We start from the raw sequence: 24,858 nt of genomic DNA, 5'->3' as shown, positions 1-24,858 counted from the left end.
ACCCGCCATGCCATCCCCCACCGCCATCGTGATCGAAGACGAGCCGCAGATCCGCCGCTTCGTGCGCGGCGCGCTCGAGGCCGAAGGCTGGCAGGTGCACGAGGCCGGCACCCTGCGCGACGGCCTGGCGGCCGCCGGCACGCGCCAACCCGATCTGCTCGTACTTGATCTGGGCCTGCCCGACGGCGACGGCGTGTCGCTGATCCGCGATGTGCGCGGCTGGTCGCAGGTGCCGATCATCGTGCTCTCGGCCCGCACCGACGAAGCCGACAAGATCGCCGCACTCGACGCCGGCGCCGACGACTACCTCACCAAGCCCTTCGGCACGGGTGAGTTGCTCGCCCGCGTGCGCGCCAACCTGCGCCGCCCACGCGCCGCGGGCGGCAACGGCGACGAACCGGCCGCCGAGGCCGTGTTCCGCTTCGGCGAGATCGAACTGGACCGCGCCGCCCGCATCGTGCGCCGCGCCGGCGCCGAGGTGCACCTCACGCCAACCGAGTACCGGCTGCTGTCGGTGCTGGTGGCCAACGCCGGCCGCGTGCTGACGCAGCGGCAGCTGCTGCGCGAGGTGTGGGGCCCGTCACACACGGACCAGAGTCACTACCTGCGCATCTACATGGGGCATCTGCGACAGAAGCTGGAGGCCGATCCGGCGCAGCCGAAGCATCTGTTGACGGAGACGGCGGTGGGGTACCGGCTGGTCGTCTAGTCAGCGTTTCAGGCCGAGCAGTTCGCGCGCCACGACCCAGCGGTGCACTTCGCTCGGCCCTTCGTAGATCCGCATCAGGCGCGCTTCGTTGGCCATCTGATGCAGTGGCATTTCCTTGGTCATGCCCATGGCGCCGAACATCTGCATCGCGTGGTCGATCACTTTCCCCGCCATCTCGGTGGCGAACACCTTGACCATGGAGACCTGGCTGCGCGCCTCGTCGCCACGATCGATGCGCGCGGCTGCTTCGTAGGTCATGAGTCGACAGGCGTGAATGCGCGTGGCCGCGTCGGCAATCCACCATTGCACCGTCTGGCGTTCGGCGAGCGAGGCGCCGAAGGTGCTGCGCTGCGGTGCGTACTCGCACATCATGTCGAGCGCGCGCTGGGCGCGGCCGACGCACCACGCGGCCATCTGCAGGCGCCGGCTCGACAGGCGCGCCTGCATCGGCGCGAACCCCTGGCCTTCCTGGCCGAGCAGGCGTGCATGCGGCACGCGACAGTCTTCGAGCAGCACCTCGTAGGTCGAGACGCCGCCGATCATGGGGATGCGACGCTCGACACGAAAGCCCGGGGTCTGGCGGTCGACGATGAACGCCGAGATGCCCGGACGGCCCGGCTTGGTCTTGTCCGTGACGGCCATGACGATGGTCCAGTCCGCGCGTGCGGCGCGGCTGATCCAGATCTTTCGGCCGTTGAGGACCCAGTCGTCGCCGTCGCGCACGGCGCGCGTCGACATCGCCGAAGGGTCGGCGCCCGCGCCGGGCTCCGAAATGGCGATGGCCGAAACCGTCTCTCCGCGTGCGTAAGGGGCCAGGTAGGCGGCGCGCTGCGCGTCGTTGGCGGCGGTCAGCAGCATCCGCAGATTGGGCGAGTCGGGGGGCAGCTCGTAGGGCGTGATGGTCTTGCCGAATTCTTCGTTCACCCCGACCATCGCCACCACCGGCAGGTCGAGGCCCTCCATTTCGGCGGGCGCATCGAGGCCCCACAGGCCACGGGCCTTCGACACGGTGTCCAGCCGCGCGTGCTCGTCGGCCGACAGCTCCCAGGGTTCACCGGCGGCCTCCCGCTGCAGCAGGGCCGGTTCCAGCGGCAGCAGGTCTTCGCGCACGAAGCTGGCGACGAGCTCCTTGAGCGTCTGGTGTTCGGGGTCGAGTTCGAAATTCATTCAGGTACTCCGTCGTTGTCTGTGCAAAGCTGATCGAGTGGTCGCTCAGCGACCGGTGAAGCGCGGCGTGCGGCGCTCGGCCATGGCCTTGATGCCTTCACGGAAGTCGTCGCTCAGGAATTGCACCTGTTGCTCGGCCAGCTCCCGTTGGTTGATTGCGCGCACGTCGTGCGCGCAGCCGGCGCGCAAGGTGGCGCGCGTGCTCTGTACCGCGAGCGGCGCCGACACGGCGATCTCCTGGGCGAGCGCCTGGGCGCGGGCCAGCACCTCGTCGGCCATCACCAGTTCGTCGACCAGGCCGATGGCCAGCGCTTCGGTGCCGTCGATGCGGCGGCCCGTGTAGAACAGCATCGAGGCCTGCTGCAGGCCGATCAGGCGAGGCAATGTGTGGCTCAGACCGAAGCCGGGGTGAAAGCCCAGCCGGTTGAAGTTGACGCTGAACCGCGCCTGCGCGCAGGCCACGCGAAAGTCGGCCACGAGCGCGAGCCCGACGCCCGCGCCCACCGCCGCGCCCTGCACCGCCGCGATCAACGGCTTTCGTGCGTTGAAAAGCCGCATGGCATGGGTGTAGAACTCGGCGGGGTCGACCGCCTGACCGCCCGAGGGAACCGCCGAGAAGTCGGCGCCGGCACAGAACGACTTGCCTTCGGCCGCGAGCACGATGGCGCGGCAGCCTGCATCGTCGTCGAGTGCGGCCAGGCGGTCGGCCAGGTCGCGCATCGTGCCGGCATCGACAAAGTTGTGAGGGCCGCTCCGCAGGGTCAGCGTGACGACATGGGCGTCGCGGCTTTGGGAAATGGAGGGCGAATCGGTCATTGGAGTTCGATCCTTGCGGCCGCCGCGATGCGCTTCCAGACGGCGATCTGTTCGCGCTGGAAGTCGCGCAGCTCGTCCTGGCCGCCTTTCATCGTGATCACGTTCTGCCTGGCGTAGAACTCTTGCGTCTCGGGCATGGCGAGGATCTTCACGAACATGCCCGACAGCTTGTCGACCACCGGCTTGGGCGTGTTGGCCGCCACGGCGACGCCCGTCCACGTGTCGGCGCTGAAGCCGCCGATGCCCTGTTCCTGCGCGGTGGGCACATCGGGCAGGCCGGCAAGGCGCTGGTCGGCCGCAATGGCGAGTGCGCGGATCTTTCCGCCGCGCAGCAACTCCATGGTGGCGGTGATGTCGGAAAAGCCCAGATCGGTCTGCCCGGAGAGGGTGGCGTTGACTGCATCGGGCGCGCCCTTGTAGGGCACGTTGAGCAGCTGGATGCCGGCCTTGTCGGCGAACAGTTCGCCCATGAGCTGGTAGGCGGCCGACCCCGATGCATAGGTGCGCTGCCCGGGCTTGGCGCGCGCCGCATCGATCAGGTCCTTGAGTGTCTTGTAGGGCGAGTTGGCCGGCACGATGAGCACGATGGGCGAGCGCATGAGCGTCGAGACCGGGGCCAGGTCCTTCACCGGGTCGTACGGCAGTTGCTTGAACAGCGCCACGTTGGTGGCCAGCGTCGAGTTGCTGCCCATCAGCAGGGTGTAGCCGTCGGCAGGCGCGGAGGTCACGGCCTTCACGGCGATGAAGCCGTTGGCGCCCGCGCGGTTCTCGACGATCACCGGCTGCCCTGCCAGCTCGCTCAGCTTTCGCGCGAAGAAGCGTGCGCCGACGTCGGTGCCGGAGCCGGGCGGAAAAGGCACGACGAAATGGATCGGCTTGGACGGATAGGTCGCGGCGGCCTGTTGTGGCTGGGCCTGCGCGAACAGTGCCGCGGCGGATGCCAGCGCGGCCGTGAACGCCGCGGCGCGCAGCATCTTCGACAAAGGGTTCATGAACGTGTCTCCTGTGGTGGAGGCCGGATTCTATGAAGTTACTTGTTGATCGACAAGCAAGTTGATAAGATGACCCTCACCACATCAGCAGAGAACCTTCATGGAAAAACGGCCCCCCACGACACCAGCGGCGAGCGGACCGCTCAAGGGCGTTCGCGTGCTCGACCTGACCTCGGTCGTGCTCGGACCCGTTGCCACGCAGATCCTGGGCGACTATGGCGCCGACGTCATCAAGGTCGAACCGATCGAAGGCGATCTGATGCGCGCCAACGGTGTGTCGCGTCACGCCGGCATGAGTTCGATCTTCCTGGCCATCAATCGCAACAAGCGCTCCCTGGCGGTCGACCTCAAGAGCGCCGAAGGCCGGCAGATCCTGCTCGAACTCGCGGCGGACGCCGATGTCTTCGTGCACAACATGCGCGTTCCCGCCATTGAACGCCTGGGCCTGGGCTACGACGCGCTGCGTGCGGTACGTCCCGACATCGTCTACTGCGCGGCCACCGGCTTCGGCCAGGACGGCCCGGACCATGCCAAGCCTGCGTTCGACGACATCATTCAGGCCGCCAGCGGTGTCGCAGGGCTGATGTGGCAGTCCACGGGAACGGCCGACTACGTGCCCACGCTGATGGCCGACAAGACCACCGGCATCGTGGTCGTCAATGCGGTGCTCGCGGCGCTGTTCCATCGCGAGCGCACCGGAAACGGCCAGTACGTCGAAGTGCCCATGCTCGAGACGATGGTCGAGTTCACCATGGTGGAGCACATGGGCGGGCTCGCCTTCGATCCGCCGACCGCACCCGCGGGCTACGGGCGCGTGGTGAGCGGCGGGCGCAAGCCGGCACCGACGTCGGACGGCTACATCGCCATGCTGCCGTACAGCCCGCAGCAGTGGCTCGCGCTGTTCCGCCGCGTGGGACGGGAAGACCTGGCGGGTGGCTACGACCTGTCGGACCGGCACAAGCTCAACGCGAGCGTTCGCGAGCTCTATCGCGAGCTCCACAGCCTGACACCGACGCGCAGCACCGCCGCGTGGGTCGCGATCTGCGAAGAGCTCGACATTCCCGCCACGCAGATCTGGCGCATCGACGACCTGCCCGAGCACCCGCACCTGAAAGCGGTCGGCATGTTCCAGCCGATGGACCATCCCTCGGAAGGCGCCCTGCAGACCACGCGGCCGGCCACACTGTTCGGCGCCACGCCGGCGCAGATCCGCAGCGGTGCGCCGCTGCTCGGGCAGCACTCGAACGAGATCCTCGGGGAGTTGGGCTATGCGGGCGACCGGATCGACCGGCTGCTCGGCGCCGGCGTGGTCAAGGATGCCGCACCGCGTCGTTAGACTTCGGGCCCATGAGGACCGCCGCCAAATCGCCGAACACCACGCTCCCTCGCCGAACGCAGATGGAGCGCCGCGCAGCCGCTGAGGCACGCCTGCTGGAAGCGGCCCGCGAGATCGTGTCGCGCAAGGGGTGGGTCGGGATGACGCTCGCCGAAGTGGGCGAGGCGGCCGGCTACAGCCGGGGCCTGGCGGCGCATCATTTCGGAAGCAAGCCTGCGCTGCTGCGTGCGCTGGCTGCCTACATCAACCAGAACTTCATGCACGAGCTCGAGCGCAGCCCTCCGGCCGACGAGGGCATGGCATCGTTGCTTTCCTTCGTGGACGTGTACCTGGGACGCGCCGATGGCGGATGGACCAACACCCGCGCCTTGCTGGTGCTGATGGCCGAGGCCACCACCGACGATTCCGAAACCGGCGAAAGCCTGGGGCGCTACAACCAGAGCGTGATCGACTTTCTGGCGCTGCACTTCCGGGCCGCCATCGCGGCAGGCGAAATGCGAAAGGGCGTCGATCCCGCCACGGCTGCCGTCATCGTGCTGGGGGCGCTGCGTGGCGTGATGCTGCAGGCGCTGTTGAAAGAATCGACGGTCGATTTGCGCGCGGTGCAAAAAGAGCTGTCGACGATGATTGTTCAAAGCTTCGCGCAAGACCCCGACGCATGGCAGGGGGCCCGCAGCCGCAATTCGCGGCCGAGGTGAGGGGCCACGCCGGCTGAATCGAGCCGAACGCCGGGTTGCGGGCCGGGCCGATGGCCTTGCGCCCAGGCAGGTGTCAGCCCGCCAGCCCCTTGTTCGGATTCAGCAGGAATTTCTCCCCGGTCGCCTGCTTCCCATACACCCCGATCGCATCGAGCTGCAGCGCCTCGACCAGCGACACCTCCCGCGTGTAGTGGCTCGCAAACGTCGTCTTCAACTCAGCCACCACGCGCGAACGCAGCCGTTGCGTGCCTTCATCGCCCAGCTTCTGCAGGAACGGGAACAGCAGCCAGCCGCCCATGCCCCAGGCCATGCCGAAGTTGCGCACGAACTCGGTCGGGCTGCGGTCCAGGCCGCCGTAGATGTAGACCTGCTTGTGCGTGGTCGAGCCGTAGCGGCTGTATTCCTTGGCCGTGCGGTTCAGTGCCGCCTCCATGCAGCCGAGGATCTGGCCGGCCAGCTTGCCGCCGCCCGTGGCGTCGAAGGCCAGCGTGGCGCCGGTGGCGACCAGGGCGTCGGTCAGCTGTTCGAGGAAGTCCGGCGAGCTGGCGTTGCACACGTACTTCGCGCCGATGCCGCGCAGCAGCGCTTCCTGCTCGGGCTTGCGCACGATGTTGACGAGGTCGATGCCGTCCTTCTGGCAGATCTTGTTGAGCATCTGGCCCAGGTTGGACGCGGCCGCCGTGTGCACCAGCGCCTTGTGGCCTTCGCGCTTCATGGTCTCGACCATGCCCAGCGAGGTCAGCGGGTTCACGAAGCACGACGCGCCCTCGGCCGGCGTGGTGCCCGCCGGCAGCTCGAGGCACATCGCCACGGGCACCGCGCGGTACTGCGAGTACATCGCGCCGCCGATGGCTGCCACGGTCTTGCCCAGCAGCGCCTGCGCAGCCGGCGACGAACCGGCCTTGACCACCACGCCCGCGCCTTCGTTGCCCACGGGCATCGACTGGTCGAGCCGCGCCGCCATCGAGGCGCGCGCGCGTTCGGGCACGGTGGCGGTAACGACGGGGCGATCGGCCGTGCCGGAGGCCACGGCGGTGCTCATGTCGGCGGCGCCGAAGAGCAGGCCCAGGTCCGACGGGTTCATCGGCGAGGCCTCGACGCGGATCACCACCTCGTGGGCCTGCGGTTCGGGCATCGGGTCGTCGTGCAGGGAGAGTTCGAGTTCGCCGTTGGAACGGACGAGGGAGCGCAGTTGGAGTGCCATGGGAAAGCCCCTGTGAAAGGTCGTTCGGAGATGGCCATCGGCCACGGGGCGGCCAGTATAGGAGCGGGTGCGCGCGCCTGCTGGCGCCTTCAAGACACCATGGGGATCACCGGGGCATGGGCCAGCGCGTGGCGCATCCGCAGCGGGTCGAGCCGCTCGATGTAGCGCGGGATGTTGCGCCACAGCGTGTGGTACCCATAGCCGCCGCGCAGCATCTCCTGGCGCGCGCTGTCCTTGTCCCAGTCCTGCACGGCCATGCGGTAGACCGCCGCCACCACGCCCGTGCGGTCGGCGCCGTGCATGCAGTGGATGAGCACCGGCCCCTGCTTTTCGGCCTCGCGCATCGCGACCAGCGCGCGCAGCACCTTGGCGTCGTCGATGGCCCAGGTGTTGATCGGCACGCGCACCAGCCGGATGCCGCTGCCCGCAAACACCTTCCGGTCGTCGTTGAAGGAACGCAGGCTCACGACGGTGCGGATGCCCAGCGACTGCAGCGCCGCCACATTGGCGCGGCGCGGCTGCGCGCTGCGGTACAGCGTGGGCGTGATGCGGTGCAGGTTCTCGACCTGCAGGGCGTCGAGCGGATCGGCCCAGTGGTCGGGGCGCAGGTCGGCGGTGTCTTGCTTCATCGTGCGCGGCGCGGCCAGTGGCGACGCACCAGGATCAGCAGCGCCACCGCGAGCCCGCCCCAGTAGTCGACCGGCGCGCCCCACAGCCAGTGCTTGTGCCAGAAGGCCTTCACGGGATTGAAGTTCTCGAAGCCGAAGGCCGGGTTGATGAGAAACCACAGAAAGTCTTCGCAGACCCAGAACACGATCAGCCCCGCGAGCGCCAGCCCCCAGTCGCGCAGCGTCCAGCGCCCCTGGAAGGCCAGCGGCGAGAAGAACACCAGCATCATGAAGGTGAACACCCAGGCGTGGTACCCCGTCATCGCGCGGCCGCCCCAGAACAGGTCGAGCCAGATGTTGTTCTCGATGCGCCAGGTGGGCAGCGAGGTGGCCCAGCCGGCGCCGCCTTCGATCTGGATCTCGGCGTTGGCGAAGAAGAACGCCATCGTCACGACCCACGCGAGGTAGACCAGCGTGCGGCCGATGGGGGGCCGCTGTTCCGTGGCGACGCCGCTCATTCGGCAACGCCCAGCACGCGCTGCAGCACCGCGCGCGCGGCCTGCGGCTTGCCCAGGGCGCGGCTGCGCGCGGCCATGGCCGCGAGCTTGGCGGGGTCGGCCATGAGGCGCGCCACCTTGTAGTCCAGGCCGATGGCGTCGTAGGCCAGCCAGGCGGCGCTTTCTTCCATGAGGAAGCCGGCGTTGTGCTCTTCCTGTCCCGGAATCGGCGAGATCAGCAGCATCGGCTTGCCCAGCGCCAGGCACTCGGACACCGTGAGGCCGCCGGGCTTGGTCACGACCAGGTCGGCCGCGGCCATCATCTTGTGCATCTCGTTCGTGAAGCCGACGGCCACCACGCGGCCCGGATGGCGCTGCGACAGCGCCTCCAGCCGCGCATGGGCTTCGGCGTTGCGGCCGGCCACCGCGATGACCTGGAACGGCGTGTCGCCGCCCAGCGCCAGCACGCGCTCGACCATGCTCGGCAGGTCGCCCACGCCGGCACCACCCGAGGCCATCAGCAGCACTGGTCGCGCGGGGTCCAGGCCCAGTGCACTGGCGCAGGCCGCGTGCGCGAGCTCGGGCGCATCGGGCTCCGAAAAGGCCGGCATCACCGGAATGCCCGTGACATGCACGCGCTCGGGCGGAATGCCACGCGCGCGCAGCCGGAAGGCGACTTCTTCCGTGGCCGCGAGGTAGCCCGTCATGCCCGGCACCAGCCACATGTTGTGCAGGTCGTAGTCGGTGATCTGCAGCCACACGGGGCACTCGATGCGGCCCCGGTTGCGCTCGCGCATCAGCAGCTCGGCCGGCAGGAAGTGGGTGCAGATCACGGCGTCGGGCTTGGCGCGGCGGATCTCGCGCACCAGCGCGCCGGTGCTCAGGCGCTCGATGCCGCGGCGCAGCCGCTGCGAGGGCGCGTGGTGCGGCGTGACGTCGGTGCGCTGGTGCAGGTACGACCACAGCTCGGGCGCGCGGTTCACCAGCTGCAGGTACCAGTCGGTGTACACCTTGCGAAAGCCCGCCGGCACATGGGCCATGGCGTCGACATGCACCGCGGTGTGCGGCACGAACGACTGGGCGAGGGTGGCTTCGAGCGCCTGGGCGGCGCGCACATGGCCGTTGCCGGCGCTCACACTGAGGATCAGGAGTTTGGTCATGGATTCGGCGGTCTGGTCGCCGGATTATGGACATGCCATGTGGCACGGCCGGTGCACACGTGCCGTGCTGGAAGGATCACCGCCTCAGAGCGGCGCCCGCGACGTGACGAGCTGATTCACGCCGGCGGCCGCCCGCTCGCGAATCGCCTCGAAGGTGGTGTTCGCGACGATGCGTCCGTTCTCGAACACCGTTTGCAGCAGATCGACCTGGCCGCTCGCCAGCGCTTCTTCGCGCAGCGTCTGCACCTCGCCGCGCGCGTTGCGCACCAGCGCGAGCCGCCCCTTCTTCGAGGCCTTGTTCACATCGCCCACCGGCGACTTGTAGACATCGCGCCACTCGCCGTTCACCTGCATCGCCGAGCACTTCATCGCCCATTGCATGGTGTCGCGGTTGACCTGCTGCAGCAGGCCACCGCCCATGCCGAAGGAGATGTTCTCGGTCGAGAAGCCGTTGTGGAAGAAGTTCGAGAGGCACAGCCGCAGCGAGTCGAGGTTCACGCCGTCGCCCTGGATGATGCGCACGTTGTTCAGCACGCGGAACCCCTTGGCATTCGTCGTGGTGCCGAAGCGCTCGGCCAGGATCTGCGCCACCTTGAGCGTGGTTTCGGCCGGGTCGCCCGAGTCGGGCCGCACCACCAGCGTCGCACCCGAGGCCACCACCTTGGCCTTGAGCTCGTCGCCCCAGATGCGCGCGCAGGCATTGAAGATGTCGTAGCTGTCGCTCACCACGGCGAAGGTCGTGCCGGGCTTGGCGAACTGGTCGACCATGTTGCTGTACGCGTCGGATTCGTGGTCGCGGCCCCAGCCCGTGATGGTGCTGTGCTCGGCCGCGGGAATCGAAAAGCCCGCCACGTCGCAGTCGTAGTAACGACGCGCCGCCACCAAGGCCGCCAGCGTGTCGGTGCCCATGAAGTTGACCAGGTGGGCCATGCCGCCGAGCGCCGCCGACTCCAGGCTCGACACGCCGCGCGCGCCGAAGTCGTGCAGCCTGAACGCGATCTGGCCTTGCGGGTCGTCGCAGGTCGCTTCGAGGTAGCGCAGCAGCGTGGTGCGTGCGGCGGCCGAGAGCGTGGCCACCGTGGTCGGATACCAGATGGCGCGCAGCAGTTCGGTTTCGAGAAAGCTCGTGACCCAGAAGAACTCGGGGTCGGTGTTCTCGATGGTCGCGAGCACGTTGTGCACCGGCAGCACGCTGCCCTCGGGCACCGCACGGATGCGCACGGGCATCAGTCCGTCGTGCTTCTCGATCAGCCGCAGCCACCCTTCGCGGTTGAAGGGTTCGCCGTGCACGGCCATCATCGCCGCGGCCTCCTCGACGTCGCTGCGCGTCACCGGCGTCTGCAGGTACTCGCGCAGGTATGCCTGCAGGCCGAAGAACAGCGAATGGCTGAAGAGCCCGCCGCGCGATTCGATGTAGCTGTGCACGGTCTGCGTACCGGGCGGGTACTGCATCCAGTGCGACACCTTGTAGGAGTCGGTGCGCAGCAACAGGTTGTTGCCCAGGGGCGAGGAGGTGAGGTTGCGGTTCATGTGAAAGCTCCTTTCACGTGGGCCCCGTCAACCGGGACCCGTTCTTGCTGACAAAGCCTGGTCGTTCAGTTCTTGCCCAGGCCACCCAAAAAATGGTTTGCGATGAAGTAGTGGTCTTCGTAGATGCGGTCCGGCATCCCGAGGAACTCGGCAATCGGCACCCACCGCACGGCGGCCGCGTCGTCGTCGGCACGCACATCCGACAGGCCCGTCCACTGGTTGTGGGCCAGCTCGAAGAAGAAGCCGTGCGTGATCGTGCGGCCGCGCTGCGAGCGGTCGGGCGCATCGAACACATGGCTGGCCTTCATGCTGCCGTTGAGCACGGGCACGGGCACCTTGAGGCGGGTTTCTTCCTTCAGCTCGCGGATGGCCGCGTCCTGCAGCCGCTCGTGCTGTCCGACGAAGCCGCCGGGCAGCGCCCACGTGCCCTTGCCGGGATGGAACTTGCGCTGCACCAGGAGGATGTGGCCGGCCTCGACCACGATGGCATCGACCGTGGTGTAGATCGGCGGAAAGTCGCTGCCTGCGTAGCGGTACTTGTCGCGGTAGTCGACGAGGAAGGCGCGCTCGTCGCAGAGCTCGGCATAGTCGGCGGTGCCGGTGAACTTGTCGAGGAAGGCGGCGGTGCCGTCGGGCAGGTCGGCGCGTGCGAGCTGGCCGCGGTTCTCGGGGTCGAAGTAGAGGTTGCGCACGTCGGTGGCGTTGAGGCTTTCCACGCTGTGCTGGCCCACGAACTCCCAGTGCGGGAAGAGCTTGAGGTAGTAGCTGGAGCTGTCCTTCAGGTGTCCCACCAGCGCGACCTTGGCCCGCGCCGCGGGCACGAGGCCATCCTGCTGGATCAGCCGCTCGACGGCAGACTGGATCGACGCGATCCAGATCTGGTCGTTGTAGGGCGAGTCGCCGACGCCGACCACGCTCACGCGCATCTGCTCTGTGCCGCGCAGGCATGCGCGCACCATGCGTTCGCGTTCATCGAAGGTGAAGGGGTCCTTGACGCTGCGGGGCTTGCGGTCGGAGCCGACCACCACGATGACCCGATCGGCGGCGCGAAGGCCTTCTTCGATGAGTCGCTGGTGACCGAAATGAACGGGCTGGAAACGCCCGATGACGATGGCGTACTGAAACTTGCGTGTGTTTGGCATGCTCACTTGGGAATCCCCCAAAAAGGGCGCAATCAACTTGCGCCTGGATTCAGGATAGCACCGGTCTGACGCATCGATCAAGTATTCCGAAGCGCGGGAGGTGTGTGTGCAGTCGCAAGTTTTTCGCACTTGTCCCGATTGGTTGCGAGAAGCGCGGTCGTTTGACCGTTGTTTGCAAAACCTGCAGCGTGAGTGCCGCAGACTTTCCGCTCGTTGTGCGCCAGGTTCTTCGCGCATGCATCAGGCGCTCTCTTTCCGCGCCATTCCATCGTCCGGACCCTTCATCTTCATGTTCGCCAACGCCACGCCGCTTCTCGATCAACTGCTTGCCAGTCAGATCATCGACCAGGCGGCCCACGACGCCGCAAAGAAAAAACTCGAAGAACTTGCATTGCCTCGAGAGCCGTTCCACACGCTGGGCACCGGGCTGTTCTGGTTGCTCGACAACGAAGTCGTGTCTGCCGAAGCGCTTGATGAAATCGCCAGGCTCTCTGAACAAGAAGAAGAGGGGGCTTTTGCCAACAACTCCATTCGCAAGCAAGCCGTGGCTGAATTCCTGGCCCACCTCGCAGCACTGCAGCGCGCAAGCTTCGAGCGGCAGTTCTGGTCGGGCATTTTTCCCGGACCTCGCTGGGCTTGGCTGACAGGCGGCGCCGCTGCCGCTGTGTTCGCGGGGTGGTTCTTCCTGGCGCCCGATGCCACGCCAGCATGTGAGGACGAGCGTGTTGCCAGCGCGCTTCGCCGTGCGCTGGTTGATGTCGCGTTCAGCGATTCCAGCAAACCACTGTTCGGTACGGCGGAAGACCGGTCCAATCTGCTGTTTGCAAGGTTCACTCACATCAAGGAGATCGGCTACATCAAGGCCGAGCGATCGCGCGGTTGCGCGGCTACGCTCACCCTGGAGGACGCGTCCCTGCCGATCGGCTTCACCGTGGGGCCCGAGAACGGTGGCAAGGAGATCATGGTGCGCACCGGCGATCAGCGCGTAATCGAGGCCAAGTACAGCCGGGCCAACAAGGATGGCACCGTTTCCGAACTCGGTGCACCGATCGGCAAGGCGCAACTGAGCGCTGCATTTACAAGCGGCGTGGAAGCGTTTGAGAAGAAGACCGCCCCGATCAATGCACCGGCGTTCAAGGAAATGGACCGCCGCCGCGGCATCGACCCTGACAGAAAAACGGTCCAGTCCGTAGAACCGCTGGCAGATTGCCTGGTCGTCGAGCCCGACAAGACGTACGCGTGCCGCCTGCAGGTTCAGTACATCGACCGCGCCATGAGCATCCTCGGCACGTCGGAGACGCAGGTGGTTCAGGGCGATTTCGAGTTCGTGAAGCAAGGGGCGGGCTGGGCCGTCTCCGACAACTTCTCCCGGCAATACCTGGATGCCATGGTGCGCGGGCGTCTTGCCGCCCTCAAGGGCGATGAAGCGGCTAACAAGCTGGAAGAGATCCAGAAAAATCGCGGCAAGGAAGCCGCATCCACGGACAACTGACGCGTCGAGTGATCGCCGGCTTGCACGACGCGGCAGGCGGCCGACTGCAAACGGCCAGATACTCCGAGGGTGCATTTGCTAGGATTCGCCCCCCATGACCGAGCCCTCCACCTCCCCCCACGCGCCCGTGCGCCTCAACAAACGCATGGCCGAACTCGGCCTGTGCTCGCGCCGCGAGGCGGACGACTGGATCGCGCAGGGCTGGGTGCGCGTCAACGGCAAGCCCGCCGAGATGGGCGTGAAGGTCACGCCCAACGACCGCATCGAGGTCGACAAGGCCGCCAAGGGGCAGCAGGCGAACCAGGTCACGATCCTCATCAACAAGCCGATCGGCTATGTGAGCGGGCAGGCCGAGGACGGCCACGAGCCGGCGGTCACGCTGTTCACGCCGCAGAACCGCTGGTCGGAAGACAACGCGCGCTTCTTCTTCGGCCCGCAGCAGCTGCGCGGCCTGGCGCCGTGCGGGCGGCTGGACATCGACTCCACCGGCCTGCTCGTGATGACGCAAGACGGCCGCATCGCGCGCCAGCTCATCGGCGAAGACTCGACGATGGACAAGGAATACCTCGTGCGCGTGGCCTACCACGGCCTGGACCAGCCCGCGCCCACCGGCCAACTGGTGCGCCTGGACGACGACGACCCGGTCACCACCAACGTGCAGGCGGTGTTTCCGCCCGCCATGTTGGCCCGGCTGCGACACGGTCTGAGCCTGGACGGCCAGGCGCTCAAGCCGGCGCGCGTCGAGTGGCAGAACCCCGAGCAGCTGCGCTTCGTGCTCACCGAAGGCAAGAAGCGCCAGATCCGCCGCATGTGCGAGCTGGTCGGCCTCAAGGTGGTGGGCCTGAAGCGCGTGCGTATCGGCAAGGTGATGCTCGGCAACCTGCCGGTGGGCCAGTGGCGCTACCTGGCGCCGCACGAGAAATTCTGACGATCTGCCCATGGCCGCGGTGCTGAGCCGGCGCGCGCTGAACCGGGCCACGCTGGCGCGGCAGATGCTGCTGGCGCGGCGCAAGGCGAGCGTCGCGCAGGCCATCGACAAGCTGGGCGGGCTGCAGGCGCAGGCGCCCAACCCGCCCTACATCGGCCTGTGGAGCCGGCTCGAAGGCTTTCACCGCGCGCAGCTGACCGACGCGCTGAAGAACCGCCGCATCGTGCGCATGTCGACGCTGCGCGCCACCCTGCACCTGATGACCGCTGCGGACGCGTGGGCCTGGCGGCCGCTGCTCGAACCCGTGCACCAGCGCGGCCTGTCGGGCCTGCATGCGCGGGCCCTCGAAGGCGTCGACCGCGCGGCCGTGGTGAAGGCGGGCCGTGCACTGCTCGGCGACGGGCCGCTCACCGGCACCGCCCTCGGCCAGGCGCTCGCGGCGCGCTGGAAAGACCACGCGCCGGCCTCGCTCGCCGCGCTCATCCGCAACAACGTGCCGCTGGTCCACCTGCCGCCCGCGGGCAGCTGGAACTCGCACCAGAACGCGCTGCTGCAGCCGCTCGGCGAATGGCTAGGCGATGCCACCGCCGAGATCGCCACTGCCACGCAGGACGACCTGCTCCTGCGCTACCTCGCCGCCTTCGGACCCGCGACGCTGGCCGATGCCGGCGCGTGGTCGGGCCTCACGGGCTGGAAGGCCGTGGCCGATCGATTGAGGCCGCAGCTGCGCGTGTTCACCGGCGACGAGGGCCAGGAACTCTTCGACCTGCCGCGCGCGCCGCGCCCCGACCCCGATACGCCCGCGCCGCCGCGCCTGGTCGCCGAATGGGACAACCTGCTGCTCTCGCACGCCGACCGCCGCCGCGTGCTCGACGAGGCGCACCGCGCCCGCGTGTTCACCATCAACGGCATCGTGCGCGGCACGGTGCTGCTCGACGGCTTCGTGGCGGGCACCTGGAAGATCGAGCGCGCGGCGCAGGCGGCCACCGTGGTGCTGGAACCCTTCACGCGCTGGTCGGCGGCTGACCGGCGCGGCGTGGAGGAAGAGGCGCTGCGCCTGCTGGCCTTTGCCACGGACGCAGAGGACGAGCAGCACGCCGTCCGCGTCCTAAGCCCCGCCTAAGTCTTCGCGCCTACGCTGCGCCGAGGCGCAGGGCCCCTGACGATCATCCCGGTCGCGTGCTACCTTGCGCGCAAAGGAGTCGCCGCGATGCGCGTGCTGCTGGTGGAAGACGACGAAATGATCGGGCGCAGCCTGAAGCAGGCGCTCGAGGGCGCGGGCTGGTCGGCCGACTGGGTGCGCGACGGCGAGCTGGCGCACAGTGCGCTCGGCGACGGCGGCTACACCTGCGTGCTGCTCGACCTGGGCCTGCCCCGCCAGGACGGCACCGAGGTGCTGCGCCGCGCGCGCGAACGCGGCGACGCCACGCCCGTGCTGGTGCTCACCGCGCGCGACGGCCTGGACGACCGCATCCACAGCCTGGACCTGGGCGCCGACGACTACCTGCTCAAGCCCTTCGAGTTTCGCGAACTGCTCGCGCGCATGCGCGCCGTGGTGCGCCGCCGCGACGGCGCCGCGCACTCGCTGATCGGCACCGCCGCGCTGCAGCTGGACCTCACGACGCGTGAGGTGGCCGTGAACGGCGTGCGCGAGGCGCTCACCGCGCGCGAGTTCGCGCTGCTGCATGCGCTGCTGGAGCGGCCCGGCGCCATCCTTTCGCGCGAGCAGCTCGAGAACCGCATCTACGGCTGGGGCGACGAAGTGACCAGCAACGCCATCGATGTGCTGATCCACGGCATGCGCCGCAAGCTCGGCGCCGACGCGATCCGCAACGTGCGCGGGCTCGGCTGGCGAGTGGCTGCATGACCGATGCCGCCCGCCGCTGGTGGCGCCCGCGTTCGCTGCGCACCCAGCTGCTGCTGTGGCTGGTCACGCTGCATGTGGCGGCGGCGGTGCTCACGGCGTGGTTCTCTTTCCTGGCCTACGGCAACCTCGTGCACAACGCGCTGGACGACCAGATGCGGCTGGTGGCCGAGTCGTACGCGGGCAACGACCCGCCCAAGACCCCGCGCGCGATGGACGGCGAGGCGGCCTTCTCGCGCGGCGCCTTCGTGGTGCAGATCTGGAGTGCCGACGGCGCCACCCTGCGCGCGAGCTCGTGGCCCGCGCTGTCGGTGCCGCTGCAACCGGGCAGCGGCTTCAGCGACGTGCACGCCGAAGGTCCCGCGCATTCGCGCTGGCGCGTGTTCACTGCCGAGCCCGCGCCGCATGCCGATGCGCCGCGCGTGCAGGTGCTGCAGAACGAGGACTACCGCCATCGCCGCGCGCTGCGCCGCGCCCTGCTCGAAGGCCTGCCGATCGCGCTGTTGCTTCCGGCGGCGTTGCTGGTGCTGTGGCTCATCGTGTCGGCCGCCTCGCGCTCGCTGCGCGGCGTGGCGCGCGACGTGGCCTCGCAGGACGAGCGCCGCCCCACTGAGCTGTCGCTGGCGCGCGTGCCCGACGAGATCACGCCGCTGGTGGGCGCCTTCAACCACCTGCTGTCACGCGTGCGCAGCGCCTTCGCCACGCAGCGGCGCTTCGTGCAGGACGCGGCGCACGAGCTGCGCACGCCGATGGCCGCCATCGGCCTGCAGATCGAGAACCTGCGCGCGCACGTGCCGGCCGGCGAAGCCACTGAGCGCTTCATCCAGCTCGAAGCCGGCGTGACGCGCGCGCAGCACCTGATCGAGCAGCTGCTGCAGCTGTCGCGGCAGGACGCACCGCCCTCGGATGCGCCGGGCGAGCGGGTCGACATCGAGGCGCTGCTGCGCGAGAGCCTGGGCCAGCGCATGGTGTTGGCCGATGCGCGGCGCATCGACGTGGGCTTCGAAGGTTTGACCGGTGCGGTGGTGACCGCGCCTGCGATCGAGTTGCGCAGCGTGTTCGACAACCTGATCGACAACGCGCTGCGCTATGCGCCCGAAGGCGGCGTGGTCGATGTGCGGCTGCACCGTGTCGACGGGCAGGCGGTGGTCGACGTGCTCGACAACGGGCCGGGCATTCCGCCGGCCGAACTGGAGCGCGTGTTCGACCGCTTCTTCCGCGTGCCGGGCGCGGCGGCGGGCGGCAGCGGGCTGGGCCTGGCGATTGCGCGCACGGCGGCCGAGCGGCATGGCCTGCGCATCGAATTGCGCAACAGGGACGACGGGCCGGGGCTGAGGGCGCGGGTGGTGCTGCCGACGTAGTCATCGCGTGGTGCTCACTCCCGGCTCATTCTTCGCTCACGCTGGCCTCAGTCAGGCTGCCTAGAGTGGCTGCAGGTCCTGCTGCGCGCGGTCCGCGCGACGGCACCGGACCGGAGACAACCTGCCCTCAGGAGAACACACCATGCGCACTTCGTTCAAGCTTCTCGCCGTTGCTTCCTTCACCGCGTTCGCGGCGCTGGGCACGGTCAACGCCTCAGCCGAAACCACCGACGGTTCGGACTTCCACCCGCTGCAGTTGAATTCGCCGGAGAACCCGGAGGTGCAGGCCGGCGCGATGGCGGCGGCACGTCCGAGCGGCACGGAGCCCATTGGGCAGTCGACGTCGGCGCCGGCGATCAACGGGATGACCCCGGTGTCCGACATCCAGGCCGGCGCCTATGCGGCCTCGCATCCGACGGGCACCGAGCCCATCGGGCAATCGACTTCACTGCCGATGGTGAAGTCGGGCAGCGGAAGCTGAGCCTCTAGCTTCCGCTGCAGGAAGCTCAGTCGTCGTTGCTGCTGAGCAGTGCGCGGTAGATCACCGCGCCGATGATCGCGCCCACGATCGGGGCGACCCAGAACAGCCACAGCTCCGACACCGCGTACGACGGGCCGAACAGCGCCGGGCCGGTGCTGCGCGCCGGGTTCACCGAGGTGTTGGTCACGGGGATCGACACCAGGTGGATCAGCGTCAGGCACAGGCCGATGGCCATGCCCGCGAAGCCGGCGGCCGCGCGCTTGGCGGTGGCACCCAGGATCACGATCAGGAACACGGCGGTCATCACCACTTCGCTGATGAGCGCGGCCGTCATGCCGTACTTGCCGGGCGAGTGCTCGCCGTAGCCGTTGGTGGCAAAGCCGCCGATGTCCGCGCCCGGCTTGCCGGTGGCGATCAGGTACAGCACGCCGGCCGCCGCGATGGCGCCCAGCACCTGCGACACGATGTAGCCCGGCAGCTGCCCGGCCTTGAAGCGGCCGGCGGCGGCGAGGCCGATCGACACGGCCGGGTTGAAGTGGCCGCCCGAGATCGGACCGAGCGCATAGGCGCCCGTGACCACGGTCAAACCGAAGGCCAGCGAGACGCCGAGCAGGCCGATGCCGACGCCCGGAAAGGCCGCGGCCAGAACTGCGCTTCCGCAGCCTCCGAGCGTGAGCCAGAAAGTACCAATGAATTCTGCAGACCACTTTTTGTAGGTACTGTGTTCCATAACGCTCCATCCTGAAGTTGAGAAAGCACGCACGGCGGGAGCCGAACGCGGGCCGCATTCTAGGAACGGGAATTGGAGGCGTCGAGCAAACCGGCGCGCTTAGCGGCAACTGTTCACGAATGCTGTGGATTTGTGCCCTGCAGCATTTGCAAATGGTCGGGCGAGGGCGGGGCTGCGTCACATCGTCGTCATGCCATCGTCACGACGACCTTGCCGAACGCGCCGCGTTCCAGGTGGTCGAGCGCGGCAGGCAGTGCGTCGAAGCCGTAGCGCGCCGCGATCACCGGCTTGAGCGCGTTCGCATCGACCGCGCGCACCAGCTCTTCGAGCGCGCGCCGGTGGCCGACGCCGATGCCCTGCACCGTCACGCGGCCGAGCACCATCGCGTAGAACGACGCGCTCAGCGTGTCGCCGCCGAGCATGCCGATGATCGACACGCGCCCGCCCTGCTTCACGGCCTGCAGCGAGCGGTCGAGGTCGGGACCGCTGGAGAGTTCGAGCACGTGGTCGGCGCCGCGCCCGTGCGTGAGCCGGCGCACTTCGGCGGGCCAGTCGCTGTCGCGTGCGAGCACGTGCGTGGCGCCGAGCGCGCGCGCCGCGGCCTGCTTGTCGGCGCTGCCCGTCACCACGATGGCCTGCGCGCCGTGCAGCCGCGCGAGCTGCAGGCCGAACAGCGCGACGCCGCCGGTGCCGTGGACCAGCACCGTCTCGCCCGCGCGCAGGGCACCGGTTTCCACCAGCGCGAACCACGCCGTGAGGCCGGCGCAGGGCAGCGTGCTCGCTTCCTTGAGGCTCAGCGTGGCGGGCGCGGCCACGGCCCAGTTCGCATCGATGCACACGTGCGAGGCCAGCATGCCCGGCCCGGGGCCACCGAGCAGCGTGGTGTCGGCATGCCAGTGGCTGTCGGTCCAGTCGCCCCAGAAGGTGTTGATCACGCGGTCGCCCGCGGCAAAGCGGCGCACGTTGGGGCCCACGGCCACCACCGTGCCCGCCATGTCCGAGCCGGGCGTGAAGGGCAGCTCGAGCGCCATGCCCATGCCGTCGCGCACCATGAGCAGGTCGCGGTAGTTGAGCGCCACCGCGCCCACGCGCACGAGGATCTGGCCCGGGCCCGGCGAGGGCATCGGCGCTTCGGCCTGTGCGAGGTGGGCGCGGCCCAGTCGGGGAAGCTGCCAGCGGCGCAGCACGTCGGGTTCTTGCATCGGAAAGGCTCCATCGGAAAAGATCGGCCTCGATGCTATTGACGATGAAAACGATCCGGTGGTGGATAATTTTCCGAAGAATGGTGCTTGAAAGTATCCAATGAGCCAACGCCTGCAAGGCATAGAGGAGTTCGTCGCGGCGGTGGAGGCGGGCAGCTTCGCGCTCGCCGCGCAGCGCCTGCACGTCACCCGTTCGGCCGTCGCCAAGAGCATCGCGCGGCTCGAGGCGCGGCTGGACACGCGCCTGTTCCTGCGCACCACGCGCAGCCAGAGCCTCACCGAGGAAGGGCACGGCTACTACGAGCGCTGCCGCCGCGCGCTGGCCGAGCTGGAGGCGGCCGAGGCGCTGACCGACGCCGCGCGCCACACGGCCGCCGGCCTCGTGCGCCTGAGCATGCCGGCGATGCTGGGGCGGCTCAAGGTCGGGCCGTTGCTGCTGGCATTGGCGCGCCAGCATCCGCAGCTGTCGCTGGAGCTGGCCTTCAACGACCGGCGCGTCGACCTCGTGGAAGAGGGGCTCGACCTGGCCATCCGCAGCGGCGAGCTCGACGACAGCGCCGGCCTCGTGGCGCGGCCGGTCGGCGTGCAGTGGATGCTGCTGTGCGCCGCGCCCGCGTACCTGGCCGAGCGTGGCCATCCGCGCGACTTCGCGGCACTGGTCGCGCCGCACGAGGCCGTGTACTACGCCCGCGACGGGCAGGTCTCGCCCTGGCGCTTTCGCGAGGGCGACGCGGTGGTGGAGGCCGCGCTGCCCTCGCGGCTGCGCTGCGACAGCGCCGAGGTGCTGCTGGAGGCCGCCATCGGCGGCATGGGCCTGGCGCGGTTGCCGGCCTGGCTGGCGGCCGACGCGCTCGCGGCCGGCACGCTGGTGCGCGTGTTCGACGAGCCCGAGCCTTTCGGTTTTCCGCTGCACGTGATCCGCACGCCGAGCCGCTACCTGCCGCTGAAGACGCGCGTGGTGATCGACTGGCTGGTGGAGCACCTGCCGCCGCTGCTGGCGGCGCGCTGACCTCAAGCACCCGAGCCGGCGCTATCCTGCGCTGTCATACAACGTCGAACAACGAGGAGACCTGCCCATGCCTTCATTCGCCCCCCGGCACACCGTGCGTGCCCTTGCCACCGCCTGCCTGGGCACGGCGCTCCTGCTCGGGGCGTCGCAGGCCGCCGCGCAAGGCACCGTCAACGCGCTGTGCAGCACCGACGCGGGCTGGTGCGAGGCGGCCGCCACGGCCTTCACGCGCGAGACCGGCATCAAGGTGCAGCAAGCCCACAAGGGCACCGGCGAAATCGGTGCGCAGCTGCGCGCCGAAGCCGCCAACCCCAAGACCGACCTCTGGTGGGGCGGCACCGGCGACCCCTTCCTGCAGGCCGCCGAGCAGGGCCTGCTCGAGCCCTACCGCCCGGCCTACATCAACGACCTGCACGACTGGTCGGTGCGCCAGTACGCCATGTCGCAGAACATGGTGGGCGGCTTCTACACGAGCGCCATGGGCTTCGGCTTCAACACCGAGCTGCTGAAGAAAAAGAAGCTCGCCGAGCCCAAGTGCTGGGCCGACCTCATCAAGCCCGAGTACAAGGGCGAGATCGAAATTTCGCACCCCGCCACCAGCGGCACGGCCTACACCGTCATCGCGGGCCTGGTGCAGCAGATGGGCGAGGAGCCCGCCTTCGACTACCTGAAGAAGCTGCACAAGAACGTCACCAGCTACACGCGCAGCGGCCAGGCCCAGGCGCCCAACGTGGCCAAGGGCGAGGTGGCGATCGGCGTGAGCTTCATCTTCGGCTTCGAGCGTTGGCGGCACGACAAATTTCCGGTGAAGACCGCCGCGCCTTGCGAAGGCACGGGCTTCGAGATCGGCGGCATCGCGCTCGTGAAGGGCGCGCGCAACAAGGAGAACGCCAAGCGCTACTACGACTGGCTCATGAGCCCCGCGGGCCAGTCCATCGGCGCCAAGGCCGGCAGCCTGCAGTCGCCGGCCAACAAGACCTTCAAGCCCGATCCGCGCATTCCGTCGATGGAGAGCGTGAAGCTCATCAAGTACGACTTCGAGAAGTACGGCAAGGCGGCCGAGCGCAAGCGGCTCATCGACCGCTGGACGCGCGAGGTGGAATCCCAACCTCGCTGAAAGCGCGGCGCGTAGCCGACACCCGTGTGACAAAGTTCGCGCGGCCTTGCGCTCGTTGTTTTTTGGCGCGACAACCCCAGTTCATAAAGTTGGCAAGGCCGCCGCCCACCACGGGCGGCTCGCCTTAGAATTTTTTGGCTTCGATCCCTTTCTTTCCCATGGCTGATTCCTCCAATACCAAACTCCCGTTCCAGGCTGAAGTCGCGCAACTGCTGCACCTCGTCACGCATGCGCTGTACTCCAACAAGGAGATCTTCCTGCGCGAGCTGATCTCGAACGCGTCCGACGCGTGCGACAAGCTGCGCTTCGAGGCGCTCGACCACCCCGCGCTCTACGAAGACCAGCCCGACCTGGACGTGCGCCTGACCTTCGACAAGGCCGCGCGCACCCTCACCATCACCGACAAGGGCATCGGCCTGTCGCGCCAGGAAGCCATCGACAACCTGGGCACCATCGCCAAGAGTGGTACCAAAGACTTCATGAGCCGCCTGAGCGGCGACCAGAAGGCCGACGCGCAACTCATCGGCCAGTTCGGCGTGGGCTTCTATTCGGGCTTCATCGTGGCCGACAAGATCACGGTCGAGTCGCGCCGCGCGGGCCTGCCCGCCGACCAGGGCGTGCGCTGGGTGAGCGGCGGCGCCGGCGACTTCGAGGTGGCCGACATCACGCGCGCCGCGCGCGGCACCAGCATCACGCTGCACCTGCGCGACGACGCCGACGAATACCTCAACGCCTGGAAGCTCAAGCAGATCGTCGGCAAGTACTCCGACCACATCTCCCTGCCCATCCTGATGGAAAAGGAAGAGTGGAAAGACGGCGAGAACGACCAGCCCGGCGACATGGTGAAGACCGGCGAGTGGGAAACGGTGAACAAGGCCAACGCCCTGTGGAGCCGCCCCAAGAAGGACATCACCGCCGAGCAGTACGAAGAGTTCTACAAGAGCATCAGCCACGACTTCGAGGCGCCGCTGGCCTGGAGCCACAACCGCGTCGAAGGCAGCACCGAGTACACGCAGCTGCTGTACATCCCGTCCAAGGCCCCCTTCGACCTGTGGAACCGCGACAAGAGCGCGGGCGTCAAGCTGTACGTCAAGCGCGTCTTCATCATGGACGACGCCGAGGCGCTGCTGCCCAACTACCTGCGCTTCGTGAAGGGCGTGATCGACTCGGCCGACCTGCCGCTCAACGTGAGCCGCGAGCTGCTGCAGGAAAGCCGCGACGTGAAGGCCATCCGCGAAGGCAGCACCAAGCGCGTGCTGTCGATGCTCGAAGACCTGGCCAAGAAGCAGAAGACCGCGCCCGACAGCAACGAAGGCAAGACCGATGTGGGTTCGGGCGAATCGGTGCCGGCTCCCGAGCCGACCGAAGGCGTGACCGATGTGGTCGACAAGAACACCACCCCCGCCGCCGAAGCCGCCGCCGAGTACGCCGACGAATCGGGCAAGTTCGCGAAGTTCTACGCCGAGTTCGGCGCGGTGCTGAAGGAAGGCCTGGGCGAGGACATGGGCAACCGCGACCGTATCGCCAAGCTACTGCGCTTTGCCTCCACCACGAGCGACGTCGCGAGCGTGAGCTTCGCCGACTACAAGGCGCGCATGAAGGAAGGCCAGGACGCCATCTACTACATCACGGCCGACAACCTCGCCGCCGCCAAGAACAGCCCGCAGCTCGAAGTCTTCAAGAAGAAGGGCATCGAGGTGCTGCTCATGACCGACCGTGTCGACGAGTGGGCGCTGAACTACCTGAACGAGTTCGACGGCACGCCGCTGCAGAGCGTGGCCAAGGGCGCGGTCGACCTGGGCAAGCTGCAGGACGAAGCCGAGAAGAAGGCCGCCGAGGAAGCCGCCGAGTCGTTCAAGCCGCTGCTCGAGAAGCTGAAAGAAGCGCTCAAGGACAAGGCCGAAGACGTGCGCGTGACCACGCGCCTGGTCGATTCGCCCGCCTGCCTCGTGGTGGAAGACGGCGGCATGAGCACGCAGCTCGCGCGCATGCTCAAGCAGGCTGGCCAGCCCGCGCCCGACCTCAAGCCCGTGCTCGAAGTCAACGCCGAGCACCCGCTGGTGAAGAAGCTCGAAGGCTCCGCGCACTTCGACGACCTCGCGAACATCCTGTTCGACCAGGCCCTGCTGGCCGAAGGCGGCCTGCCGGCCGACCCGGCCGCCTACGTGAGGCGCGTCAACGCGCTGCTGGTGTGAACGCCCGGCCGCGCATCGTTCGTCGCGCAGCGGCTGCCACCTCGGCGCTGCTGCTGTTGCTTCTGGTGGGCGGCTGTTCGCACTATCACATCGGCATTCCGCTGGTGCCCGGGCTCTCGCTCGGGCTCGGTGCCACCAAGGACGGCAACTTCTCCGTCGGCCTGAACACCGGCTGGGGCCCGCTCGGCGCGGGCGTGGCGCTGCACGACAACGGCGCCGTGACCGGTTCGGCCAGCGTCGGCGTGGGGGTCGGTGTCGGTCCGATCGGCACCGGCGTGGGCGTCGGCAAGAGCGTGGTGCTGCACAACCCGTACGAGACGGCGGCGCCAGCGCCCGGGCAGGCGACGCCGGCCGTGGTGGTGCCTGCCGGCACACCGCCCGCCACGCCCGTCACCGTCACCAAGGCAGGCGTCACGCGGCCGATGGCTTCGGCGCCGCAGCCGTCGCCACCGATCGCCGCCGCACCCGTGCCGGCGGCACGCGTGTCCTACCGCGCCCCTGCTGCGAAAACAGCGGTCGTGGCCGGCGAAGCAGGCACGCCCGGCAACCCCATCGCGCCCTGATGGTCGCGCCCCTCCCACCCCTGACCGCGCCGCGGCCCGGCGCGAGGCTGCCCTTTC

At 68.5% G+C, this 24,858-nt stretch carries 24 protein-coding genes; 13 read left to right on the top strand and 11 right to left on the bottom strand.

All coding sequences use genetic code 11. The features are described 5' to 3' along the window. Positions 1 to 7 precede the first annotated feature (7 nt). Entirely contained in the window at positions 8 to 709 is a 702-nt protein-coding gene (gene kdpE / locus AC07SQ_RS22425) for a two-component system response regulator KdpE (RefSeq protein WP_062480698.1), read from the top strand. Here kdpE and AC07SQ_RS22420 read toward each other — a convergent pair whose 3' ends face one another. Genes AC07SQ_RS22420 through AC07SQ_RS22410 form a run of 3 tightly spaced genes read right to left on the bottom strand, consistent with a single transcriptional unit; the run spans position 710 to position 3,684 of the window. Beyond that, positions 710 to 1,876: an acyl-CoA dehydrogenase family protein gene (locus AC07SQ_RS22420; protein WP_495272861.1), complete on the bottom strand. Its 1,167-nt coding sequence runs from the start codon at positions 1,874 to 1,876 to the stop codon at positions 710 to 712. Between the two features lie 45 nt (positions 1,877 to 1,921). Then, positions 1,922 to 2,692 (bottom strand): enoyl-CoA hydratase/isomerase family protein, encoded by a 771-nt coding sequence (locus AC07SQ_RS22415; RefSeq protein ID WP_495272860.1) that lies wholly within the window; start codon positions 2,690 to 2,692, stop codon positions 1,922 to 1,924. After that, positions 2,689 to 3,684, bottom strand: coding sequence for a Bug family tripartite tricarboxylate transporter substrate binding protein (locus AC07SQ_RS22410; protein WP_495272859.1), 996 nt, complete (start codon positions 3,682 to 3,684; stop codon positions 2,689 to 2,691). Before AC07SQ_RS22410 ends, AC07SQ_RS22415 begins: the two co-directional genes overlap by 4 nt. 100 nt (positions 3,685 to 3,784) lie before the next feature. Between AC07SQ_RS22410 and AC07SQ_RS22405 the strand changes: the two genes are divergently transcribed. Together AC07SQ_RS22405 and AC07SQ_RS22400 are read left to right on the top strand one after the other, a co-directional pair. Then, positions 3,785 to 5,020 (top strand): CaiB/BaiF CoA transferase family protein, encoded by a 1,236-nt coding sequence (locus AC07SQ_RS22405; RefSeq protein ID WP_495272858.1) that lies wholly within the window; start codon positions 3,785 to 3,787, stop codon positions 5,018 to 5,020. Between the two features lie 11 nt (positions 5,021 to 5,031). After that, positions 5,032 to 5,718, top strand: a complete 687-nt coding sequence (locus AC07SQ_RS22400) for a TetR/AcrR family transcriptional regulator (RefSeq protein WP_159279552.1) — start codon at positions 5,032 to 5,034, stop codon at positions 5,716 to 5,718. Positions 5,719 to 5,791: 73 nt separating this feature from the next. Here the strand turns inward: AC07SQ_RS22400 and AC07SQ_RS22395 are convergent, their stop codons facing one another. From AC07SQ_RS22395 to AC07SQ_RS22370, 6 genes are all read right to left on the bottom strand, one after another. Next, positions 5,792 to 6,922: a zinc-binding dehydrogenase gene (locus AC07SQ_RS22395; protein ID WP_070063031.1), complete on the bottom strand. Its 1,131-nt coding sequence runs from the start codon at positions 6,920 to 6,922 to the stop codon at positions 5,792 to 5,794. An 89-nt stretch (positions 6,923 to 7,011) separates the two neighbouring features. Beyond that, entirely contained in the window at positions 7,012 to 7,551 is a 540-nt protein-coding gene (locus tag AC07SQ_RS22390) for a dual specificity protein phosphatase family protein (protein WP_070063032.1), read from the bottom strand. After that, positions 7,548 to 8,048, bottom strand: a complete 501-nt coding sequence (locus AC07SQ_RS22385) for a hypothetical protein (RefSeq protein ID WP_447747843.1) — start codon at positions 8,046 to 8,048, stop codon at positions 7,548 to 7,550. Before AC07SQ_RS22385 ends, AC07SQ_RS22390 begins: the two co-directional genes overlap by 4 nt. Then, positions 8,045 to 9,187, bottom strand: a complete 1,143-nt coding sequence (locus AC07SQ_RS22380) for an MGDG synthase family glycosyltransferase (protein ID WP_495272857.1) — start codon at positions 9,185 to 9,187, stop codon at positions 8,045 to 8,047. The genes AC07SQ_RS22385 and AC07SQ_RS22380 overlap by 4 nt, the downstream gene beginning before the upstream one ends. Before the next feature lie 84 nt (positions 9,188 to 9,271). Further along, complete coding sequence (locus AC07SQ_RS22375) at positions 9,272 to 10,717, bottom strand: nicotinate phosphoribosyltransferase (RefSeq protein WP_139700490.1); 1,446 nt, start codon at positions 10,715 to 10,717, stop codon at positions 9,272 to 9,274. A 65-nt stretch (positions 10,718 to 10,782) separates the two neighbouring features. Further along, complete coding sequence (locus AC07SQ_RS22370; RefSeq protein ID WP_495272856.1) at positions 10,783 to 11,859, bottom strand: bifunctional nicotinamide-nucleotide adenylyltransferase/Nudix hydroxylase; 1,077 nt, start codon at positions 11,857 to 11,859, stop codon at positions 10,783 to 10,785. A 235-nt stretch (positions 11,860 to 12,094) separates the two neighbouring features. Here AC07SQ_RS22370 and AC07SQ_RS22365 point away from each other — a divergent pair, with 235 nt between their 5' ends. The 6 genes from AC07SQ_RS22365 to AC07SQ_RS22340 all read left to right on the top strand — a co-directional run bounded on the left by AC07SQ_RS22365 (position 12,095) and on the right by AC07SQ_RS22340 (position 17,985). Beyond that, on the top strand, positions 12,095 to 13,351 hold the full coding sequence (locus AC07SQ_RS22365; RefSeq protein WP_495272855.1) for a hypothetical protein: 1,257 nt from the start codon (positions 12,095 to 12,097) through the stop codon (positions 13,349 to 13,351). 94 nt (positions 13,352 to 13,445) lie between these two features. Then, positions 13,446 to 14,279, top strand: coding sequence for a pseudouridine synthase (locus AC07SQ_RS22360; RefSeq protein WP_062480682.1), 834 nt, complete (start codon positions 13,446 to 13,448; stop codon positions 14,277 to 14,279). 10 nt (positions 14,280 to 14,289) lie between these two features. Continuing rightward, positions 14,290 to 15,402 carry a winged helix DNA-binding domain-containing protein gene (locus AC07SQ_RS22355; RefSeq protein ID WP_495272854.1) on the top strand — a complete coding sequence of 371 codons (1,113 nt, stop codon included), beginning with the start codon at positions 14,290 to 14,292 and terminating at the stop codon, positions 15,400 to 15,402. An 87-nt stretch (positions 15,403 to 15,489) separates the two neighbouring features. Continuing rightward, positions 15,490 to 16,146: a response regulator gene (locus AC07SQ_RS22350; RefSeq protein WP_062480678.1), complete on the top strand. Its 657-nt coding sequence runs from the start codon at positions 15,490 to 15,492 to the stop codon at positions 16,144 to 16,146. After that, entirely contained in the window at positions 16,143 to 17,504 is a 1,362-nt protein-coding gene (locus tag AC07SQ_RS22345; protein WP_495272853.1) for a sensor histidine kinase, read from the top strand. The genes AC07SQ_RS22350 and AC07SQ_RS22345 overlap by 4 nt, the downstream gene beginning before the upstream one ends. Before the next feature lie 142 nt (positions 17,505 to 17,646). Next, on the top strand, positions 17,647 to 17,985 hold the full coding sequence (locus tag AC07SQ_RS22340; RefSeq protein ID WP_307637602.1) for a hypothetical protein: 339 nt from the start codon (positions 17,647 to 17,649) through the stop codon (positions 17,983 to 17,985). Positions 17,986 to 18,010: 25 nt separating this feature from the next. On the opposite strand, the gene aqpZ is transcribed toward AC07SQ_RS22340, so the two are convergent. Further along, positions 18,011 to 18,715 (bottom strand): aquaporin Z, encoded by a 705-nt coding sequence (aqpZ, locus tag AC07SQ_RS22335; protein WP_095747097.1) that lies wholly within the window; start codon positions 18,713 to 18,715, stop codon positions 18,011 to 18,013. Between the two features lie 188 nt (positions 18,716 to 18,903). Then, positions 18,904 to 19,917 carry a zinc-dependent alcohol dehydrogenase family protein gene (locus tag AC07SQ_RS22330; RefSeq protein ID WP_495272852.1) on the bottom strand — a complete coding sequence of 338 codons (1,014 nt, stop codon included), beginning with the start codon at positions 19,915 to 19,917 and terminating at the stop codon, positions 18,904 to 18,906. A gap of 100 nt (positions 19,918 to 20,017) precedes the next feature. Here AC07SQ_RS22330 and AC07SQ_RS22325 point away from each other — a divergent pair, with 100 nt between their 5' ends. The 4 genes from AC07SQ_RS22325 to AC07SQ_RS22310 all read left to right on the top strand — a co-directional run bounded on the left by AC07SQ_RS22325 (position 20,018) and on the right by AC07SQ_RS22310 (position 24,801). Then, positions 20,018 to 20,926 carry a LysR substrate-binding domain-containing protein gene (locus AC07SQ_RS22325; protein WP_495272851.1) on the top strand — a complete coding sequence of 303 codons (909 nt, stop codon included), beginning with the start codon at positions 20,018 to 20,020 and terminating at the stop codon, positions 20,924 to 20,926. Positions 20,927 to 20,993: 67 nt separating this feature from the next. Then, the gene (locus AC07SQ_RS22320) at positions 20,994 to 22,043 is read left to right on the top strand and encodes an ABC transporter substrate-binding protein (RefSeq protein ID WP_253252561.1); all 1,050 of its coding nucleotides are present in this window, start codon (positions 20,994 to 20,996) and stop codon (positions 22,041 to 22,043) included. 158 nt (positions 22,044 to 22,201) lie between these two features. Further along, positions 22,202 to 24,238, top strand: coding sequence for a molecular chaperone HtpG (gene htpG / locus AC07SQ_RS22315; RefSeq protein ID WP_495272850.1), 2,037 nt, complete (start codon positions 22,202 to 22,204; stop codon positions 24,236 to 24,238). Beyond that, the gene (locus tag AC07SQ_RS22310; protein WP_495272849.1) at positions 24,235 to 24,801 is read left to right on the top strand and encodes a hypothetical protein; all 567 of its coding nucleotides are present in this window, start codon (positions 24,235 to 24,237) and stop codon (positions 24,799 to 24,801) included. The genes htpG and AC07SQ_RS22310 overlap by 4 nt, the downstream gene beginning before the upstream one ends. Positions 24,802 to 24,858 lie beyond the last annotated feature (57 nt).

This window comes from Variovorax sp. GW821-FHT06D12 (genome assembly GCF_059419205.1).
This window is presented reverse-complemented; position numbering and strand designations above follow the sequence as displayed.

Excerpts from the sequence above, each read along its gene's own strand:
- AC07SQ_RS22410 (WP_495272859.1), bottom strand. The coding sequence starts at position 3,684 with ATGAACCCTTTGTCGAAGATGCTGCGCGCCGCGGCGTTCACGGCCGCG.
- AC07SQ_RS22330 (WP_495272852.1), bottom strand. The coding sequence starts at position 19,917 with ATGCAAGAACCCGACGTGCTGCGCCGCTGGCAGCTTCCCCGACTGGGC.
- AC07SQ_RS22370 (WP_495272856.1), bottom strand. The coding sequence starts at position 11,859 with ATGCCAAACACACGCAAGTTTCAGTACGCCATCGTCATCGGGCGTTTC.
- AC07SQ_RS22380 (WP_495272857.1), bottom strand. The coding sequence starts at position 9,187 with ATGACCAAACTCCTGATCCTCAGTGTGAGCGCCGGCAACGGCCATGTG.
- AC07SQ_RS22395 (WP_070063031.1), bottom strand. The coding sequence starts at position 6,922 with ATGGCACTCCAACTGCGCTCCCTCGTCCGTTCCAACGGCGAACTCGAA.
- kdpE (WP_062480698.1), top strand. The coding sequence starts at position 8 with ATGCCATCCCCCACCGCCATCGTGATCGAAGACGAGCCGCAGATCCGC.
- AC07SQ_RS22350 (WP_062480678.1), top strand. The coding sequence starts at position 15,490 with ATGCGCGTGCTGCTGGTGGAAGACGACGAAATGATCGGGCGCAGCCTG.
- AC07SQ_RS22400 (WP_159279552.1), top strand. The coding sequence starts at position 5,032 with ATGAGGACCGCCGCCAAATCGCCGAACACCACGCTCCCTCGCCGAACG.
- AC07SQ_RS22345 (WP_495272853.1), top strand. The coding sequence starts at position 16,143 with ATGACCGATGCCGCCCGCCGCTGGTGGCGCCCGCGTTCGCTGCGCACC.
- AC07SQ_RS22420 (WP_495272861.1), bottom strand. The coding sequence starts at position 1,876 with ATGAATTTCGAACTCGACCCCGAACACCAGACGCTCAAGGAGCTCGTC.
- AC07SQ_RS22375 (WP_139700490.1), bottom strand. The coding sequence starts at position 10,717 with ATGAACCGCAACCTCACCTCCTCGCCCCTGGGCAACAACCTGTTGCTG.
- aqpZ (WP_095747097.1), bottom strand. The coding sequence starts at position 18,715 with ATGGAACACAGTACCTACAAAAAGTGGTCTGCAGAATTCATTGGTACT.
- AC07SQ_RS22390 (WP_070063032.1), bottom strand. The coding sequence starts at position 7,551 with ATGAAGCAAGACACCGCCGACCTGCGCCCCGACCACTGGGCCGATCCG.
- AC07SQ_RS22360 (WP_062480682.1), top strand. The coding sequence starts at position 13,446 with ATGACCGAGCCCTCCACCTCCCCCCACGCGCCCGTGCGCCTCAACAAA.
- AC07SQ_RS22320 (WP_253252561.1), top strand. The coding sequence starts at position 20,994 with ATGCCTTCATTCGCCCCCCGGCACACCGTGCGTGCCCTTGCCACCGCC.
- AC07SQ_RS22355 (WP_495272854.1), top strand. The coding sequence starts at position 14,290 with ATGGCCGCGGTGCTGAGCCGGCGCGCGCTGAACCGGGCCACGCTGGCG.
- AC07SQ_RS22365 (WP_495272855.1), top strand. The coding sequence starts at position 12,095 with ATGCATCAGGCGCTCTCTTTCCGCGCCATTCCATCGTCCGGACCCTTC.
- AC07SQ_RS22385 (WP_447747843.1), bottom strand. The coding sequence starts at position 8,048 with ATGAGCGGCGTCGCCACGGAACAGCGGCCCCCCATCGGCCGCACGCTG.
- AC07SQ_RS22415 (WP_495272860.1), bottom strand. The coding sequence starts at position 2,692 with ATGACCGATTCGCCCTCCATTTCCCAAAGCCGCGACGCCCATGTCGTC.
- AC07SQ_RS22340 (WP_307637602.1), top strand. The coding sequence starts at position 17,647 with ATGCGCACTTCGTTCAAGCTTCTCGCCGTTGCTTCCTTCACCGCGTTC.
- htpG (WP_495272850.1), top strand. The coding sequence starts at position 22,202 with ATGGCTGATTCCTCCAATACCAAACTCCCGTTCCAGGCTGAAGTCGCG.
- AC07SQ_RS22405 (WP_495272858.1), top strand. The coding sequence starts at position 3,785 with ATGGAAAAACGGCCCCCCACGACACCAGCGGCGAGCGGACCGCTCAAG.
- AC07SQ_RS22325 (WP_495272851.1), top strand. The coding sequence starts at position 20,018 with ATGAGCCAACGCCTGCAAGGCATAGAGGAGTTCGTCGCGGCGGTGGAG.